At 37.5% G+C, this 16,098-nt stretch carries 16 protein-coding genes, 2 pseudogenes and 2 other annotated features; of the genes and pseudogenes, 8 read left to right on the top strand and 10 right to left on the bottom strand.

Annotated elements, in window-relative coordinates; genetic code table 11:
* Window positions 1-135: 135 nt before the first annotated feature.
* Complete coding sequence (asnS, locus tag MHH71_RS20860) at window positions 136-1,527, bottom strand: asparagine--tRNA ligase (protein ID WP_006096202.1); 1,392 nt, start codon at window positions 1,525-1,527, stop codon at window positions 136-138.
* 52 nt (window positions 1,528-1,579) lie between these two features.
* Window positions 1,580-1,832: a binding site (T-box leader), on the bottom strand.
* 41 nt (window positions 1,833-1,873) lie between these two features.
* On the opposite strand from asnS, the gene MHH71_RS20855 reads away from it, so the two are divergent.
* A complete protein-coding gene (locus tag MHH71_RS20855; protein ID WP_006096201.1) occupies window positions 1,874-2,560 on the top strand; it encodes a hypothetical protein in 687 nt (228 codons plus the stop codon).
* 86 nt (window positions 2,561-2,646) lie between these two features.
* Here the strand turns inward: MHH71_RS20855 and pheT are convergent, their stop codons facing one another.
* From pheT to MHH71_RS20840, 3 genes are all read right to left on the bottom strand, one after another.
* Window positions 2,647-5,067 carry a phenylalanine--tRNA ligase subunit beta gene (gene pheT / locus MHH71_RS20850; protein ID WP_006096200.1) on the bottom strand — a complete coding sequence of 807 codons (2,421 nt, stop codon included), beginning with the start codon at window positions 5,065-5,067 and terminating at the stop codon, window positions 2,647-2,649.
* An 18-nt stretch (window positions 5,068-5,085) separates the two neighbouring features.
* On the bottom strand, window positions 5,086-6,120 hold the full coding sequence (gene pheS / locus MHH71_RS20845) for a phenylalanine--tRNA ligase subunit alpha (protein ID WP_003200942.1): 1,035 nt from the start codon (window positions 6,118-6,120) through the stop codon (window positions 5,086-5,088).
* 43 nt (window positions 6,121-6,163) lie between these two features.
* Window positions 6,164-6,392, bottom strand: a binding site (T-box leader).
* 63 nt (window positions 6,393-6,455) lie between these two features.
* A complete protein-coding gene (locus tag MHH71_RS20840) occupies window positions 6,456-7,220 on the bottom strand; it encodes a TrmH family RNA methyltransferase (RefSeq protein ID WP_033799149.1) in 765 nt (254 codons plus the stop codon).
* Window positions 7,221-7,334: 114 nt separating this feature from the next.
* Here MHH71_RS20840 and sspI point away from each other — a divergent pair, with 114 nt between their 5' ends.
* The gene (gene sspI / locus MHH71_RS20835) at window positions 7,335-7,544 is read left to right on the top strand and encodes a small acid-soluble spore protein SspI (protein WP_017153966.1); all 210 of its coding nucleotides are present in this window, start codon (window positions 7,335-7,337) and stop codon (window positions 7,542-7,544) included.
* A gap of 213 nt (window positions 7,545-7,757) precedes the next feature.
* On the top strand, window positions 7,758-8,342 hold the full coding sequence (locus tag MHH71_RS20830; RefSeq protein ID WP_006096198.1) for an HD domain-containing protein: 585 nt from the start codon (window positions 7,758-7,760) through the stop codon (window positions 8,340-8,342).
* A 121-nt stretch (window positions 8,343-8,463) separates the two neighbouring features.
* On the opposite strand, the pseudogene MHH71_RS20825 reads toward MHH71_RS20830, so the two are convergent.
* Both MHH71_RS20825 and MHH71_RS20820 read right to left on the bottom strand, forming a co-directional pair.
* A pseudogene (locus MHH71_RS20825) lies at window positions 8,464-8,568 on the bottom strand (sigma-70 family RNA polymerase sigma factor); the annotation flags it as partial.
* Window positions 8,569-8,585: 17 nt separating this feature from the next.
* Entirely contained in the window at window positions 8,586-8,744 is a 159-nt protein-coding gene (locus MHH71_RS20820) for a hypothetical protein (protein WP_006096197.1), read from the bottom strand.
* 107 nt (window positions 8,745-8,851) lie between these two features.
* On the opposite strand from MHH71_RS20820, the gene MHH71_RS20815 reads away from it, so the two are divergent.
* The 3 genes and pseudogenes from MHH71_RS20815 (at window position 8,852) to MHH71_RS20805 (ending at window position 10,400) form a co-directional block, all read left to right on the top strand.
* Window positions 8,852-9,565 carry a CPBP family intramembrane glutamic endopeptidase gene (locus tag MHH71_RS20815; RefSeq protein WP_006096196.1) on the top strand — a complete coding sequence of 238 codons (714 nt, stop codon included), beginning with the start codon at window positions 8,852-8,854 and terminating at the stop codon, window positions 9,563-9,565.
* Between the two features lie 167 nt (window positions 9,566-9,732).
* A pseudogene (locus MHH71_RS20810) lies at window positions 9,733-9,983 on the top strand (lysostaphin resistance A-like protein); the annotation flags it as partial.
* 51 nt (window positions 9,984-10,034) lie between these two features.
* On the top strand, window positions 10,035-10,400 hold the full coding sequence (locus MHH71_RS20805) for a hypothetical protein (protein ID WP_033799148.1): 366 nt from the start codon (window positions 10,035-10,037) through the stop codon (window positions 10,398-10,400).
* A gap of 37 nt (window positions 10,401-10,437) precedes the next feature.
* Here MHH71_RS20805 and MHH71_RS20800 read toward each other — a convergent pair whose 3' ends face one another.
* Entirely contained in the window at window positions 10,438-12,222 is a 1,785-nt protein-coding gene (locus MHH71_RS20800; protein ID WP_006096193.1) for a DHA2 family efflux MFS transporter permease subunit, read from the bottom strand.
* Window positions 12,223-12,236: 14 nt separating this feature from the next.
* Window positions 12,237-12,890 carry an HlyD family secretion protein gene (locus MHH71_RS20795; RefSeq protein ID WP_018764448.1) on the bottom strand — a complete coding sequence of 218 codons (654 nt, stop codon included), beginning with the start codon at window positions 12,888-12,890 and terminating at the stop codon, window positions 12,237-12,239.
* 295 nt (window positions 12,891-13,185) lie between these two features.
* Between MHH71_RS20795 and MHH71_RS20790 the strand changes: the two genes are divergently transcribed.
* Together MHH71_RS20790 and MHH71_RS20785 are read left to right on the top strand one after the other, a co-directional pair.
* Complete coding sequence (locus MHH71_RS20790) at window positions 13,186-13,803, top strand: TetR/AcrR family transcriptional regulator (RefSeq protein WP_006096191.1); 618 nt, start codon at window positions 13,186-13,188, stop codon at window positions 13,801-13,803.
* A gap of 82 nt (window positions 13,804-13,885) precedes the next feature.
* Complete coding sequence (locus MHH71_RS20785; RefSeq protein ID WP_006096190.1) at window positions 13,886-14,362, top strand: DUF2691 family protein; 477 nt, start codon at window positions 13,886-13,888, stop codon at window positions 14,360-14,362.
* 41 nt (window positions 14,363-14,403) lie between these two features.
* Here MHH71_RS20785 and MHH71_RS20780 read toward each other — a convergent pair whose 3' ends face one another.
* Both MHH71_RS20780 and MHH71_RS20775 read right to left on the bottom strand, forming a co-directional pair.
* Window positions 14,404-15,489 carry a M42 family metallopeptidase gene (locus MHH71_RS20780; RefSeq protein WP_016116571.1) on the bottom strand — a complete coding sequence of 362 codons (1,086 nt, stop codon included), beginning with the start codon at window positions 15,487-15,489 and terminating at the stop codon, window positions 14,404-14,406.
* 69 nt (window positions 15,490-15,558) lie between these two features.
* Window positions 15,559-16,050 carry a dUTP diphosphatase gene (locus MHH71_RS20775; protein ID WP_003200923.1) on the bottom strand — a complete coding sequence of 164 codons (492 nt, stop codon included), beginning with the start codon at window positions 16,048-16,050 and terminating at the stop codon, window positions 15,559-15,561.
* Window positions 16,051-16,098 lie beyond the last annotated feature (48 nt).

Raw genomic sequence — 16,098 nt, 5'->3', positions numbered from 1 at the left:
TTTACTATATATGAAATGAAAAGGGAACTATGAACAATATTTTTTATCCTATCTCAAAATACTTTATAGATTTGAGCTCTGGTTACATCCTCTTCTAAATAAAAAAGCGAGAGCAATTGCTCTCGCTTTTTTATCTTAAAACTCCGAAGAACCTGGAGTTCTTGGGAATGGAATTACGTCACGGATGTTCGCCATACCAGTGATGTACATTAGGAAACGTTCGAAACCTAGACCGAATCCAGCGTGTTTTGTACCGCCATATTTTCTAAGTTCTAAGTACCACCAATAGTCTTCTTCATTCATGCCTAATTCTTTAATTCTATCTACTAAAACATCCATTCTTTCTTCACGTTGGCTACCGCCGATTAATTCGCCGATGCCAGGAACTAGAAGGTCAGTAGCAGCTACTGTTTTACCGTCATCATTCATACGCATGTAGAATGCTTTAATGTCTTTCGGATAGTCAGTTACGAATACAGGGCGTTTGAAGATTTCTTCTGACAAGTATCTTTCGTGCTCTGTTTGTAAATCAATACCCCATTCTACTGGATATTTGAAGTCTGCACCTGACTCTTGAAGCACTTTAATTGCTTCTGTATATGTGATACGGCCGAAGTCAGAGTTAATTACGTTGTTCATGCGCTCTAGAACTGTTTTATCGACAAAGCTGTTGAAGAATTCCATCTCTTCTGGTGCATGCTCTAGTACATATTTCATTGCATATTTCAGCATATCTTCTGTAAGATCCATTACATCTTCAAGTTCAGCGAATGCAATCTCAGGCTCCACCATCCAGAACTCAGCTGCGTGGCGAGTTGTGTTTGAGTTTTCTGCGCGGAATGTAGGTCCGAATGTGTATACATCACGGAACGCTAATGCATAAGCTTCCGCATTAAGCTGTCCACTTACTGTTAAGTTTGTTTCTTTTCCGAAGAAGTCTTTTGATTCATCAACTTTTCCGTCTTCACCTTTTGGCAAGTTGTTCATATCTTGCGTTGTTACGCGGAACATTTCGCCCGCACCTTCTGTATCACTACCAGTAATAATTGGTGTGTGAACATGTACGAATCCACGCTCTTGGAAGAATTGGTGGATTGCAAACGCTGCGATAGAACGCACGCGGAATGTTGCAGAGAATGCATTTGTTCTTGGACGTAAATGAGCGATTGTACGTAAGTATTCAAACGTGTGACGCTTCTTTTGAAGTGGGTAATCAGAATCTGATAAGCCCTCGATGTCAATTTTTTCTGCTTTAATTTCAAATGGTTGCTTCGCTCCAGGGGTTGCAACTAGCTTACCTTCTACTTTAACTGAAGAGCTAAGTGGAAGTTTTGCAATTTCTTTGAAGTTATCTAATTCTGTATCGAAAACGATTTGAACGCTTTTGAAGAAGCTACCATCGTTTAATTCGATGAAACCAAATGCTTTTGAATCACGTAAGTTACGAATCCAACCTGATACTTGTACTGTTTGATCTGCGTATTTATCTGTATCTCTATACAGACTTTTTACTAATGTGTTTTCCATAGTGAAATTCTCCTTTGCTGATATATTTGAATACAAAAAAACCTTTCATCCATAAAGGGACGAAAGGTTAAACTTCGCGGTACCACCCAATTTGTCATAAAGACCAACTTTAACTCGTATGTATGTACATACTTCCCGGTTTGTAACAGGCCGGCTTCCCGTCTAAGTCTACTCTTGAATATAAGATTCAATTTCGGTTAGCAACTCCAAGGTGTTCTTCATATATACCGCCTCATCAGGCTCTCACCGTCCCTGACTCGCTATGGATTATAGTATATACTACTTTTCCTTATCATCGTCTTTCATTTTGTTAAACTAAAATTAATGTACTACATTCGAGGGAAAGATGCAAGTTGTTGTTGAGCGCACCACACAGCTTGTCCCCCCAGCACTTGCAAATACCGTTACCTTCACACAAACGGTTGAAGCGGATATTGAAAGCGTAATCCCAGAAAAAGTTGTAATCTGTGGGGTAGTTCATAAAACTTTAACTTACACTGCTGTTTTAGAAAATGGCACTCTAGTACCGGGTTTTCAAGTTTTCGACGATATCCCTTTTCAATGTGTTATTGACCGCGAAGATGCCAATGAAGGAGACCTTTTCGAAGTCACGGGTGTAGCAATTCTTGGACAAGTTTCTGCCCAAGAACAAAATTTTGGATTTATAAACGACTTGCGAGTTGCTTTTAAATTCCAAGAAAAAGAGATCGTCAAAGTCTGCATTAGAAGACTAGGAGTAACTGGTACTGAAGTAGCTATTGGACTAGGATTTACAAGTGCAGATTGTAACGTTCCCGTTGTTGCACCAGGTCGTTTGTTAGTGAATGGCATTGGATTTGCAGGAATACCAGTTTCTTTCACAATACAAGGTGCAGCAACTGTCTCTCCAACTACAGTTTTTACAGAAGCAGATGGATTCTTCCACACTACCGTCACTGCTTTTGGACCTGGAGATATAACCCTTATAGCTTCAGGTACAGTAAATGGGGTTCCTTTCTTCGGAGAAGTAACCACCCCTTCACCTTGCGTGTGATGAAATGAAGATTCCATCAGCGGAATTTGAACAAGTTGCGCAAGTGAAAAAAATAATAAAAAAGCAGCCAAATGGCTGCTTTTTTATTATTTACGTAACTCCGCACCAAATTTCTCTTCTACCACCGCTAATACACGGCTATGTGCTTCTGTCACTTCTTCATCTGTTAATGTACGCTCTGGGTCGAAGTAGTTCATAGAGAATGCAAGTGATTTCTTGCCTTCTTCCATTTTTTCACCTTCGTATAAGTCGAATAGTGTTACTTCTTTTAGAAGTTCTCCACCTGCTTCTGCAATTACTTGCTTCATTTCGCCAGCTTTTACTTCCGTATTTACTACAACTGCCATATCACGTGTCATAGATGGGAAACGTGGAATTGCTGAGTAGTAAGTTTCTTCTGTATCAGCAGCAAATACTTTTACTAGAGACAATTCGAATACGAACGTATCTTTCACATCTAATTGTTTTTGTGCTTCTGGGTGTAACTGACCGATGAAACCTATCACTTCTTCGTCTAGTAAGATATCAGCTGTACGGCCTGGGTGCATACCTTCACGTTTTGTTGGTAGGTATGTGATATTGTTTGAAACGCCAAGTACGTCGAACAATCCTTCTAATACACCTTTTGCAACGAAGAAATCAACAACTTTCTTCTCACCTTGCCATGCATGATGAAGTGCAAGACCTGTCATAACACCAGCAAGATGTTGTTCTTCTTTCGGAAGCTCGCCTTCTGCTGTTGGTAGGAAGATAGAACCTACTTCATATAATGCAACACTGTCGTTTTTACGAGCGTTGTTATATGAAACTGCTTCTAACAATTGTGGTACTAAGCTTAAACGAAGTTGGCTGCGCTCTTCACTCATTGGAAGCGCAAGATTAACAGGAGCTTTTTCGTTCGGCTCAACCATATATTGTTTTGCTTTATCAACGCTTGTTAATGAATACGTAATCGCTTCATATAAGCCAGCACCTTCTAAGTAACGACGTACTTTACGACGTTTTGCTTGCGCTACTGTTAATTTACCACGTGTCATTGTACCAGTTGGTAGTGTAACTGGAATATGATCGTAGCCGTACAGACGACCTACTTCTTCTACTAAGTCTTCTGCAATTGTAATATCAGGACGACGTACTGGTACGTTTACATGGAATGTTCCTTCTACTTCTGTAAATGGGAATTTCAAGTTTGTAAAGATTGTACCCATTTCACTTGCAGAGATGTCTGTACCTAATACACGGTTTACTTTTTCAGCTGTAACAGATACTGTACGCTCTTGTACTTGTAAGTTATCAACTTCTACTACACCTTCAAGTGCTTCACCACCAGCATATTTCGCCATTAAAGCTGCTGCATGTTGAATTGCTTCAAATGTACGTGTTGGATCAATTCCTTTTTCAAAACGTGCACTTGATTCACTGCGAAGACCTAAATCTTTTGATGTGCGGCGCACTGTTTGCCCTGCAAAGTATGCAGACTCGATCAGAACGTTTACTGTATCGTTGTCAACTTCAGATTCAGCCCCACCCATTACACCAGCAACAGCCAATGCTTTTGTACCGTTTGTAATAACAAGGTGATGCTCTTGTAGTGTACGCTCTTGATCGTCTAATGTTTGAATCTTTTCGCCTTCTTTTGCAAGACGAACAATGATTTCTTTTGAACCTAATTTATCATAGTCAAATGCATGTAATGGTTGACCATATTCAATTAAAATGTAGTTTGTAATATCAACTACGTTGCTAATTGGACGAATACCCGCTGCCATAAGGCGCGTTTGCATCCACATTGGTGATGGACCTACCTTTACGTTTTTCACCATTTTTGCGATATATAATGGATTTTGCTCTGTTGCTTCTACACTCACAGAAATATAGTCAGAAGTTTTTTCTTCTACCTCTTGTAAGTCAGCGGCTGGTAGTTTCACTTCGCGGCCATAAATAGCAGCTACTTCATATGCAACACCTAACATGTTTAAGCAATCAGCACGATTTGGTGTTAAACCAAGCTCGAGTACTTCATCATGTAAGTTTAAGATTTCAAGTGCATCTGCACCAACTTCAGCGTCACTTGGGAAGATGAAGATACCATCTGCATAATCTTTCGCAACTAATTTACCATCAATACCAAGCTCTTGTAGGGCACAAACCATACCGTGAGAAGCTTCGCCGCGTAGTTTTGCTTTTTTAATTTTGAAGTTACCAGGAAGAACCGCGCCAACTTTCGCAACTGGTACTTTTAAACCTTTTGCAATGTTAGGAGCACCGCAAATGATTTGTACTGGTTCTTCTTCACCGATGTCGATTAGACATTTGCTTAATTTATCAGCTTCTGGGTGTTTTTCACATTCTAATACGTGACCAACCACAACACCTTTTACACCTTTATTTAATACTTCAACGCCTTCTACTTCGATACCACTTTTCGTGATTTTATCTGCTAGTTCTTGTGCCGTTACATCTTTAATATCTACATATTCTTGTAACCAACGATATGATACGAACATATTTATCCTCTCCTTCCCTTACGCTCGTTTGAATTGTTGTAAGAAACGTACATCATTTGTATAGAAATGGCGAATGTCATCAACGCCGTATTTTAACATTGCGATACGCTCTGCACCCATACCGAATGCGAAACCTTGATATTCTTTTGAATCATAGCCAGCCATTTCAAGTACGTTTGGATGAACCATACCTGCACCTAAAATTTCAATCCATCCTGTTCCTTTACAAGTGCCGCAACCTTTTCCGTGACACATCATACAAGAAATATCCATCTCAACAGATGGTTCTGTGAATGGGAAGAAACTTGGACGAAGACGAATTTCACGGTCTTCACCGAACATCTTTTTCACGAATACTTGCAATGTACCTTTTAAATCACTCATACGAATATTCTTGTCAATTACAAGACCTTCAATTTGCATGAACTGATGTGAATGCGTCGCATCGTCATCATCACGGCGATACACTTTACCAGGACAAATAATTTTAATTGGACCTTTTTCTTTATTATTTTCCATTGTTCTTGCTTGCACAGAAGATGTATGTGTGCGTAGCAATGTTTCTTCTGTAATGTAAAATGTATCTTGCATATCACGCGCTGGGTGATCTTTCGGTAAGTTTAATGCTTCGAAATTGTAGTAGTCTTTCTCTACTTCTGTTCCTTCAGCTACTTCATACCCCATACCGATAAATACATCTTCAATTTGTTCAACAACCGCTGTTAACGGATGATGACAACCTGTTTCTACAGGACGGCCTGGTAATGTAACATCAATTGTTTCAGATGCTAATTTCGCTTCAATTACTGCTTTTTCGATATTGTTAATTTTGTCTTCTAAACGCGTTTGAATTGCTTCACGTACTTCATTTACTAATGCTCCCATACGTGGACGCTCTTCTGGAGATAATTTCCCCATGCCGCGTAATACTTCTGTAATCGGACCTTTTTTTCCTAAATACGCTACGCGTACATCGTTTAAGCCCTTTAGCTCTTTCGCTTCTTCAATCAGCTCTAACGCTTTTTGCTTTAGCTCTTTTAAACGTGCTTCCATTTGGAACCCTCCTAATTTTAAAAATAAAAAAACCTCGCTCCCAAAAAGGGACGAGGTAAATTCGCGGTACCACCCTAAATTGACAGAACAAGTCTGTCCACTCAATTAGTTATAACGGCTTGTTAGGCCGGAACGCCTTTACATATCAATGGTCCTGGCGTCAACTCCAGAGGTGAATTCACTTCCGTCTACCATAAGAATGCTTTCAGTCTACGGCACTCTCTCCCTATATGGCGATTTTGCAAGCTACTCTTCTCTATCAACGTCTTTTCATTATTTCACTTTTATTATATGTTCATCATGAACATGTACTTCAACTTATTATAAGAAGTTTTTTATCGATTCGCAACCGGGCTTTGTAAATAATATGTTAAAATCCCAGCAGCAACCGCGACATTTAATGATTCTGCCCCGCCGTAAATCGGAATATACAAGTTTTGATCACATTTTGCAAGAACCTCTTGGCGTACACCATTTCCTTCGTTTCCTACAATTAATGCAAAACTTCCTGCCGGTGTTACTTCACCATATGGAACTCCGTTTTCAAGAGCGGTTCCGTATACAGGAACGTTCTTTTCTTTTAACTTATCTACCCATTCTTCTAAGTTTCCTTTCACAATTGGTAAATGAAAGATAGAGCCTTGTGTAGAGCGAAGTACTTTACTATTATAAGCATCCACGCATCCTTCTCCAAGCACAACGGCATGAATACCAGCTGCATCTGCTGTACGAATAATTGTTCCTAAATTACCTGGGTCTTGTAGGCCATCTAATAATAGAAATTTCCCATCTGTAAGAGCGATTTCTTTCTCATGCTTCTCACAAACAGCAAATACACCTTGCGTCGTTTCTGTTTCACGAAGTACCTTTACAATTGCTTCCGGCACAATATACATTTCAACATCAGTAACCGTCCAATCTTTCGGAAGATCTGTCTGATCTGAGACGATAAGTTCTGTTATAACTCCTGCTTTTAAAGCTTCCTCTACTAAATGAAATCCTTCTACAAAGAATAAACCTTTTTTATCGCGCTCTTTTTTCGTCTGCAGCTTTTTCCACTGCTTTACGCGCGGATTTTGTACTGAATCAATGTTTTTCATTCTATGCATTCCCTCTCTTCTTGTCTTCTCATTATAGCCTATTTTTTATACATATTTACATAAAAAAGAACAAAAACTAACGTCAGTTTCAATTCAGAAGAAGAGGTGAAAGTGATGAACTTTAATTTACGCGGCGCTGTATTAGCAAACGTTGCAGGAAATACACAAGGCGAATTACAAGAAACAATTGTAGAAGCAATTCAAAGTGGTGAAGAAAAAATGCTTCCAGGTCTTGGTGTTTTATTTGAAGTGATTTGGCAAAATGCCGACGAAAATGGAAAGCATGAGATGTTAGAGACACTTGAGCAAGGGTTAAAAAAATAAGGCATAGGAAGTCACCTTAGCTTGAGCTAGGGTGACTTTTATGTTAGCAACAATCTCCCCAATTCTTCCATTCTTAGAAACTGTCACCACCTCTTTCCTAAACATTTCTACTTTACTAACACAGGCATGATGGAGTAAAATATTCAAAATATATTTACGTCTATCTTTTTGTTTCCATCATACACATCAACGAATAAAAGGAGTGAATGTTTTATGCGCCGTATCACGCTTGAACAAATTTTCCAACATCACATCGCACAAAAATATATAAACCGTTCCGGAATGGTCCACGCGATCGCCGTCGCTTACCATGCGTTTCACTTAGCAAAAAAGCATCACGCCTCAGTCGATGCTGCAACAAAGGCTGGTTTTCTTCATGATATAGGACATCATACATGGTACACAGGCGGAGAATGGGACTATGAATTGTATAAAAAGAATGATATACATGCGATTAAAGGAGCGGAACGAGCTCATAAATTACTAATTCGATTAGGAGAACATCCAAAACAAGCAAAGGAAATTTCTGTTGCGATTCTCTTGCACACAGATTCCTTTTTACTAGCACAAACGCTTGAAAGAACACCGTTACAAAATATTATTAAGTGGGCGGACGAAGCAGATGAAGAACCAGGTGGAGCACATCACTATCGAACAATCTCTTATGGAAAAGCATTGAAAGCAATTCAGCGATTAGATCGAATGGTAGAGCGTGAATTACAAAAACAACAACCAGCGTCCCTTGCTCGTATTTCTGTAAATAAAAGAAAAGAACAGAGCGAATTTGTTAAACAGTAATATATTTTTAATATACCGGATTGGCAATCCATACAACATCCATCACACATATAAGTGAATGGAATTAGGATAATCATAAATTGAATTATAAAAGAGGCACCGCTACATAGCGATACCTCTTTTATGATTTTACAACAACTTCAAACACTTCCTTATTTAACACTTTTCGGTAATCTATTTTCTTTTCTCCCTCTTCACCTGATGTGACTGTGGGTGTAAAAACAATTTATATCAGACTATATTCTATTTTTCAATGTTCCCCCGAATAACTAACTGTATATCATCCATACATTCTTCATGTGCGTCGTCTAAAGAAATTAAATGCTTTTGAATAAATACCTTTGATGAGTCCACCCTATCAATAACGAAATATCGTACTTTTCCATTTTGTTTCTTAATCATTCATTTCCAACTTTAAATATCTGATTATTATGTAATATTAGACAATGACATACTGAAACTAAATGTGTATAATTTTTATATATAAATATAAAGAGGAGATTCGATATATGCAATCGACTACACAACTTACATACGGTCCAAAACAATCTATGTCCTGGTTACAATTTTTTGGTTCTTCCTTATTTGCCTTTTTTGGAACAGGACTACTAAGCGGCTTATTTATATTACTCCCGCTTACGATTTATAGTGAAGGCATTACAAATAAAAAGACAATTGCTCTATATGAGTCACTTGGAAATACTGCGAGCACTTTATTACAACTGCTCGTTTTATTGTTATTCATCTATAAGTATGAACCGGTGAAAAAGCTATTATCATCTGCTTTCAATTTCAGGGCACTCAAAAAGGTAAGTACTTACGTATACCTAACTCTTTTCTTCGCCTTAAATATCGTCTTGAATTCACTAATCTCAACACATCTATTTCCCGATGCAACAGCGCAACAAGCATCCGCTTTAAACTTGGATGTTCTAAAGCAATATCGAATTTTATTAATTATTGGATCTGCAATTTTCATTCCTATTTTTGAAGAAATCATTTTCCGAGGTATCATCCTTCGTTTCTTCTCAGAACGTTTTCCATTTTGGATTGCTGCAATTGGGACGAGCTTAATTTTCGGAGTCGCTCATACATACTCACTTGGTGTAATGCTTATTACTTTCCTTATGGGGCTATTGATGGCGATTTTATGCAAACGAACAAATTCCATCCTTCCAGCCATGCTATTTCATATTATGAATAATACGCTTGCGTTTTTATAAAGTGAAACTTTAATCAGTGGGGGTTTCCTCATCCCCCACCTATCTCCCTTGTTTCTCTCTGAATCTTGAGGCGGGGAGTCTTACTGCCTACAAATAACGTGATAAATTGAAACTTTAATCTATTAAATGAAAAAGGAGTATAACTTTGCAAATACGTACACAGTTAGATCATTGAACCTATTTATGAAGAACTTGTATGCAGGGGATTGCTTTTACGTTTCTTTGAAGAGGAGTTTACATTTTGGCCAGCTGCGCTTTTATCCAGTCTATTATTTGGCATCGCTCATACATATTCAGTTGGTGTGATGGCGAGTGCATTTATTACTGGACTATTTGCCGCATTGTTATATAAACAAAATCTATCATTCCAGCTATGTTACTTCATATCATTATCAATACTTCTTCTTTCTTTTATTAAATAAACCTTTTATTGTAAAATATAACTTACAAATTAGGTGGAATTTATAATATGCAAATGTTAAGCTTTCTGTGGGTTTTCTTTATGCCCGTACTTGTATCATGTGGAATAGTTGGTGGAATTTATTTAGTTATAGCAGGAGTCAGGTATCGAAAGCTACTTGTTATTACAATGGGGATTATTTGTTTCTCATTCGTCGCTATGCCTTTTATTTTCTGGGGAATGGGGATTGATAGCGATAAGATCTTACCAATTCCAACTGTCCTGTACTGGATTCTTTTCGCTTTAGCTGGCTTATTGGCAAGTATAAGCGGGATACGTAATCAAATTAAGAGCATTCGCAATATGGGGATTATCATTTGTTCGGCAGGAGTACTGGGAGCTATCTTCTATCAATTGATGTCTCTGCCGATGTAGTTTTTTAAAATATAAGAACACAGAAAAAGCAGAGAAATTAATTCCCTGCTTTTCGGTTCGGCTTATTACCTGATGGCAAGAATAATGATAATACCCAGGCAATACCCGCTAATATTGTTGCAATTAAGAAAGCATCATTAATACCATTAATCGCAGACAGCTTCGAAATTTGTCCGAATAATAGTTGTGAGCTCATCGCATCCCCAGCTTGTGCTGATCCGGCAACCGCTGCTAAACTTTGTCCCATTCCGTGTACTTTATCCACTAAAATTGGGTTTGTTTTTGTTAGCATATTTCCGTAATCCGCTACGTGAGCTGTTGTTTGCTGCGTCATAATTGTAATTAAGATTGCTGTACCAATTGAACCTGCTACTTGTCTAGATGTATTTTGTGTTGCTGTACCGTGAGAAATTAATTTCATCGGCAGTGCGTTCATACCTGCTGTCATAATTGGCATCATAATGAATGACATACCAAATGAACGTATAATATAATCCGTCATAATGACGCTATATGGTGTATCCATCGTTAGCTGCGTAAACTCATACGTTGCATATGTCGTAATCGCTAATCCAACTACTGCTAATGGACGAATGCCATACTTATCAAATAGTTTCCCTGCGATCGGTCCCATAATCCCCATAATTAATGATCCTGGAAGAAGCAGGAGACCTGATTCAATTGGCGTAAAGCCACGAATGTTTTGCAGGTATACAGGAAGTAATAACATACCTCCGAATAATGCCATTGTTACAATCGCGTTAATTAATAATGTAAAAGTAAACGTTGGATATTTAAACACTTGTAAATCCAGCATTTTGTTATCCGTCGTCATCTCTCTCCAAATGAACACTGCTAAACCAATTACACCAATAATAAGTGAAATAACAACTTCGGCACTGCTCCAGCTGTTGTTTCCAGCTTCACTAAATCCATACAGTAAGCTACCAAGTCCAATACTTGAACTAATAACACCAAACATATCTAACTTTGTTTTAGAAACTGGCTGAGCTAGTGTAAAGAATCTTAAAGATAATAATATGATGATTAAACCAATGGCAAACATCGCATAGAACATTAAGTTCCAGCTATAATTTTCAATCACCCATCCTGTTACAGTTGGTCCGATAGCCGGCGCTAAAATCATCGCTACCCCAAGTAATCCCATTGCAGCTCCGCGCTTATGCGGCGGGAACAAAGTCATGAAAATATTCATACCAACTGGCATTAAAATACCAGCGCCTACCGCTTGAATTACACGCCCTGTCATCATCATTGTGAAGTTTCCAGATAACGCACAAATCATAGAGCCGACTGTAAAGAATAACATAGCTGCTACAAACAATTTTCGATACGTAAACCGAGAAACTAAGAAGGCGCTAATTGGTACTAAAATCCCGTTCACGAGCATAAATCCTGTAATTAACCATTGCGCTGTTGAAGTTGATACATTGAACTCATTCATTAATGGAGGCAATGCAACATTAATGATTGTTTGGTTTAAAATGGAAACGAACATACCGAGAATTAATACCGCTACAACTGCTTTTACATTGACATTCTCTACCGGCAATTGCTTTTTCGGTACTTCTTTTGTCATTTTCTGTATTTCTTGTTCTACTACTTCTTTTTTTGTCGTTTCTAATTCTACTACATTGGAAGGTTCTGGTTCTGGTTGTTCTGATTGCGTTGTTTCTATCTTACTTACGGCTGGGACTTGTTCTTCTCCCGCGTTCGTTTTTTTCTTTCTTAAAAGACGATTTACAAGGAAGAAGACGATGATACAAAATAATGCATATCCTACAATTAAACCTGAGGACATTTTATCTTCCCCCCTTACTTATGAATACGAACTGTCACATTCATTCCAGGAACAATATTTACTGATTTGCTATGATCTAAAGAAACTTTAACTGGTACAACTTGTGTTACTTTCGTATAATTTGCTGTTGCATTGCTTGATGGTAACATAGAGAACGTATTTGCTGTTGTTAATCCAACTTGTTCTACTTTTCCTGTTAACGTTGTATCAGGATATGCATCTACATATACGTCTACTTCTTGACCTTTTTGTACACTATCAATGTCTGTTTCTTCAATGTTTGCTGTTACCCATAAATCGTTCATATCGTATGCATATGCAATTGGACTACCTGCTCCGACAAACGCATTTGTTGTTGCATTGGATTGAACAACTGTTGCATTTTTAGGAATTGTTACGTCGATTGTTTGCTCACCATTTTGTCCTGATACAGTAACAGCACCTAATTTATCGTTTTCATTGTAGCTCTTACCTACTTCGGCTTTCCATTCTGCTAATTTCCCTGCTACTGGTGATGCGATTGGGATCACTTTCCCATCGATTTTCGCATTATCTGTTTTTAAATAGTTTTCAGCTTGATTATAGTAGTAATAACCGCCAATACCGCCGCCAACTAATACAATTAATGTGATAATATTAATAATCACCATTCTTCGAAACTGATTCATTGCTTTCCTCTCCTTATATCGCATATAATTTTTTTCTAAACTATTTCTACCCCTTTTGTTTATACTGTTTAATGGTTAATTATATTAACCATTAAACAAAAAAATCACACCCTTTGCTATGCAACACAATCTTTACCTGCATGCTCGCGGTGCTGTTTTCTAAAGGAATATCGTTTATAATTATAAATAATTATTTTGAATCTACAACCGACAATGCGAGCATATGTGTTGGTTATCCAACACTTTGCTATCTATTTGTTGTTTAAGTGATTAAAATTCAGCAAGGAGAAATAAAATGTCTATTAAAAATACAAACGATCCGCGTGTGAAACGAACGAGACAATTAATACAGGATGCTTTTGTCGCTTTAGTAGGCGAAAAAGGATTTGAAAATGTCACAGTGCAACATATCGCTGAACGTGCTCCTGTCAATCGCGCTACCTTTTATAGCCATTATCATGATAAATACGATTTATTGGATAAGAGTATAGAGGAAATGTTAGCATCTTTATCAGAAGTGATTAAGCCAAAAAAGCAAACAAAAGAAGATTTTCAGCTTACATTCGATTCACCTAATCCAATTTTTCTAGCCTTATTTGAACACATCGCTGAGAATGCAACCTTTTATAACGTAATGCTCGGAGACAAAGCAGCTGGAAACTATTCTTATAAAATGATGAAAACCATTCAAACACATTTAACATTAAGTCTTTCTATTTCACAGCCAGATGATGACGAACTTATGGTTCCTCGTGATATTCTCATTAGCTATGTAACAGGTGCGCATATCGGTATGATTATGTCGTGGTTAAAAAGAGGGATGATTTATACGCCGCACTTTATGGCGATGCAGCTTACAAGGTTGATTATTTTAGGAGCGCATACTGCTGCTGGACTAGAGAGACCTTTTTAACAAGATATATTTATAACGCATTAAAGATCTTTCATATAGTATTTAGTAATATTTACAAAATCATCAGAGGGAGTATTATTTTATGAAGAGAGGAATAAGTTTTCAACTACCTAATACTGATAAATATGACTCTTGTCTTGGGGATGCATTAAAACCAATAGACATTTCTACTTTCAGTTGGAGAGTTACCCCCGTAGAGTCTTATTTAGTAGTTAATGATGAGTTAGATATAGATAAAGACCTTTTTGAAACAGATAATAAAATAATGGAAGGTGCTGATCTTAAAAAGCTATTAGAAAACAATGTCTATTATATTATTTTCGCTGATTTACAAGCATATCCGAAAGGCAAAGTTTCAGAAATTGAAACTTATGAAGAATTCGTTGAAAGTGAGTGTGAACTTGTTCTTTTCGTAGTGGACAGCTACTACACTGTCATTTACTGCAAAGATAAAGAAAAACTCGAATTACTTTATAAGAACGCAGAAGTCTTCGGATTTGAAAATATACAATTTATTACTGATGAAAATGATACAAGAACAAGAATAACTGCATGGTAAAAACATAAAAAAAGCGAAGGAACCCCCTTCGCTTTTTCTTATTAATTAAATGTGATATTATGTACAGCCTCTTTATCAAGACGTTTGATAACTTCTACAATTAACTTCACTGCATTCTCATAATCATCACGATGTAACATTGCTGCATGAGAGTGAATATAACGAGTTGCAATCGTAATCGCCATAGATGGAATACCATTGACAGAAATATGAATTGCACCTGCGTCAGTCCCGCCACCAGCTACAGAATCATATTGATAAGGGATATCTAATTCATCCGCCACATCAACTACGAAATTGCGAAGCCCAGTATGTCCAATGACTGATGCATCATATAAAATGATTTGTGGTCCATCTCCCATTTTACTTTGCGCTTCTTTTTCTGTTACTCCTGGTGTGTCGCCGGCAATACCAACATCTACAGCAAATGCGATATCCGGTTTAATATAATGTGCAGATGTTTTCGCACCGCGAAGACCTACTTCTTCTTGAACAGTTCCAACGCCGTATACAACGTTTGGATGCTTTTCATCTTTTAATTGTTTTAACACGTCAATTGCAATAGCACAGCCAATGCGATTATCCCATGCTTTTGCAAGTAGCATCTTTTCATTTTTCATCACTTGGAATTCAAAGTATGGTACAACTTGATCCCCTGGTCGTACGCCCCATTCCATTGCTTCTTCTTTGCTAGAAGCACCGATATCAATGAACATGTCCTTAATTTCAACCGGTTTTTTACGAGCTTCTGCTGGTAAAATGTGTGGTGGTTTTGAACCAATTACACCTGTTACATCACCTTTACGTGTTACAATTGTTACGCGCTGCGCAAGCATAACTTGTGACCACCAGCCACCAACTGTTTGAAAACGAAGGAAACCTTTGTCATCAATTTGAGTAATCATAAAGCCAACTTCATCTAAGTGGCCAGCTACCATAATTTTCGGACCATTTTCTTCCCCAACTTTTTTCGCAACTAAACTTCCTAAATTATCTGTAGAAAGTTCATCTGCAAATGGTTCGATATATTTTTTCATAACTTCACGTGGTTCGCGCTCATTACCTGCAATCCCGCGTGCATCTGTTAATTCTTTTAGCATTGTCAATGTCGAATCTAATTTTGTCATTGCCAACACCCTCCTTTTTCTTCATTCACTTCATTATACAAAAGTAAATTGAAATATTCAAAAAACAAATCAATACCCTTGTGTTTGACGCTGATGATTGACTTCGTTTTTATCTAAATATGCTTTTTCAATTTCTTCTTGACCAAACTCAAGAGCTTGTCCTAAACGAAGGTAGCTTGTAAATAGTTCAATATAATTTGTAATAGACGGTTGGTCCGTAAAACGAATTACTTTCGCATACGTGTCTAAGAAAATTTCAACTTGTGTTTTGTTCGTTTGAGCACATTTATAAAATAGGAAGTTTTTATCAATTCCCAGGTCAATTCCAATCGATAAAATAAAGTGCAGGCCATCTACATATTCTTCAAGTATAACTTCACGTTCAGCTGCTGGTTTTTTGCTCCAATATTTAAAACAACGTGTTTCATTTGCAAGTTCTCCAATTTCAACAAGGAGTGCTAGCATTTTTTCTTTTAATAATTTCTTCGGTTGTAAATCATGTTCTTTCACAATACGATCATCTAACTCTTTTTGTAATTTAAATAGCTGTAGTAAATCCATTCTATTCCTCCTCCAACATCGCATAAAAACAATGTTGTTTCATCTCAT

Origin of the sequence: Bacillus sp. FSL H8-0534 (genome assembly GCF_038005885.1) — a bacterium.
Taxonomy (GTDB): Bacteria; Bacillota; Bacilli; order Bacillales; family Bacillaceae_G; genus Bacillus_A; species Bacillus_A pseudomycoides.
This window is presented reverse-complemented; position numbering and strand designations above follow the sequence as displayed.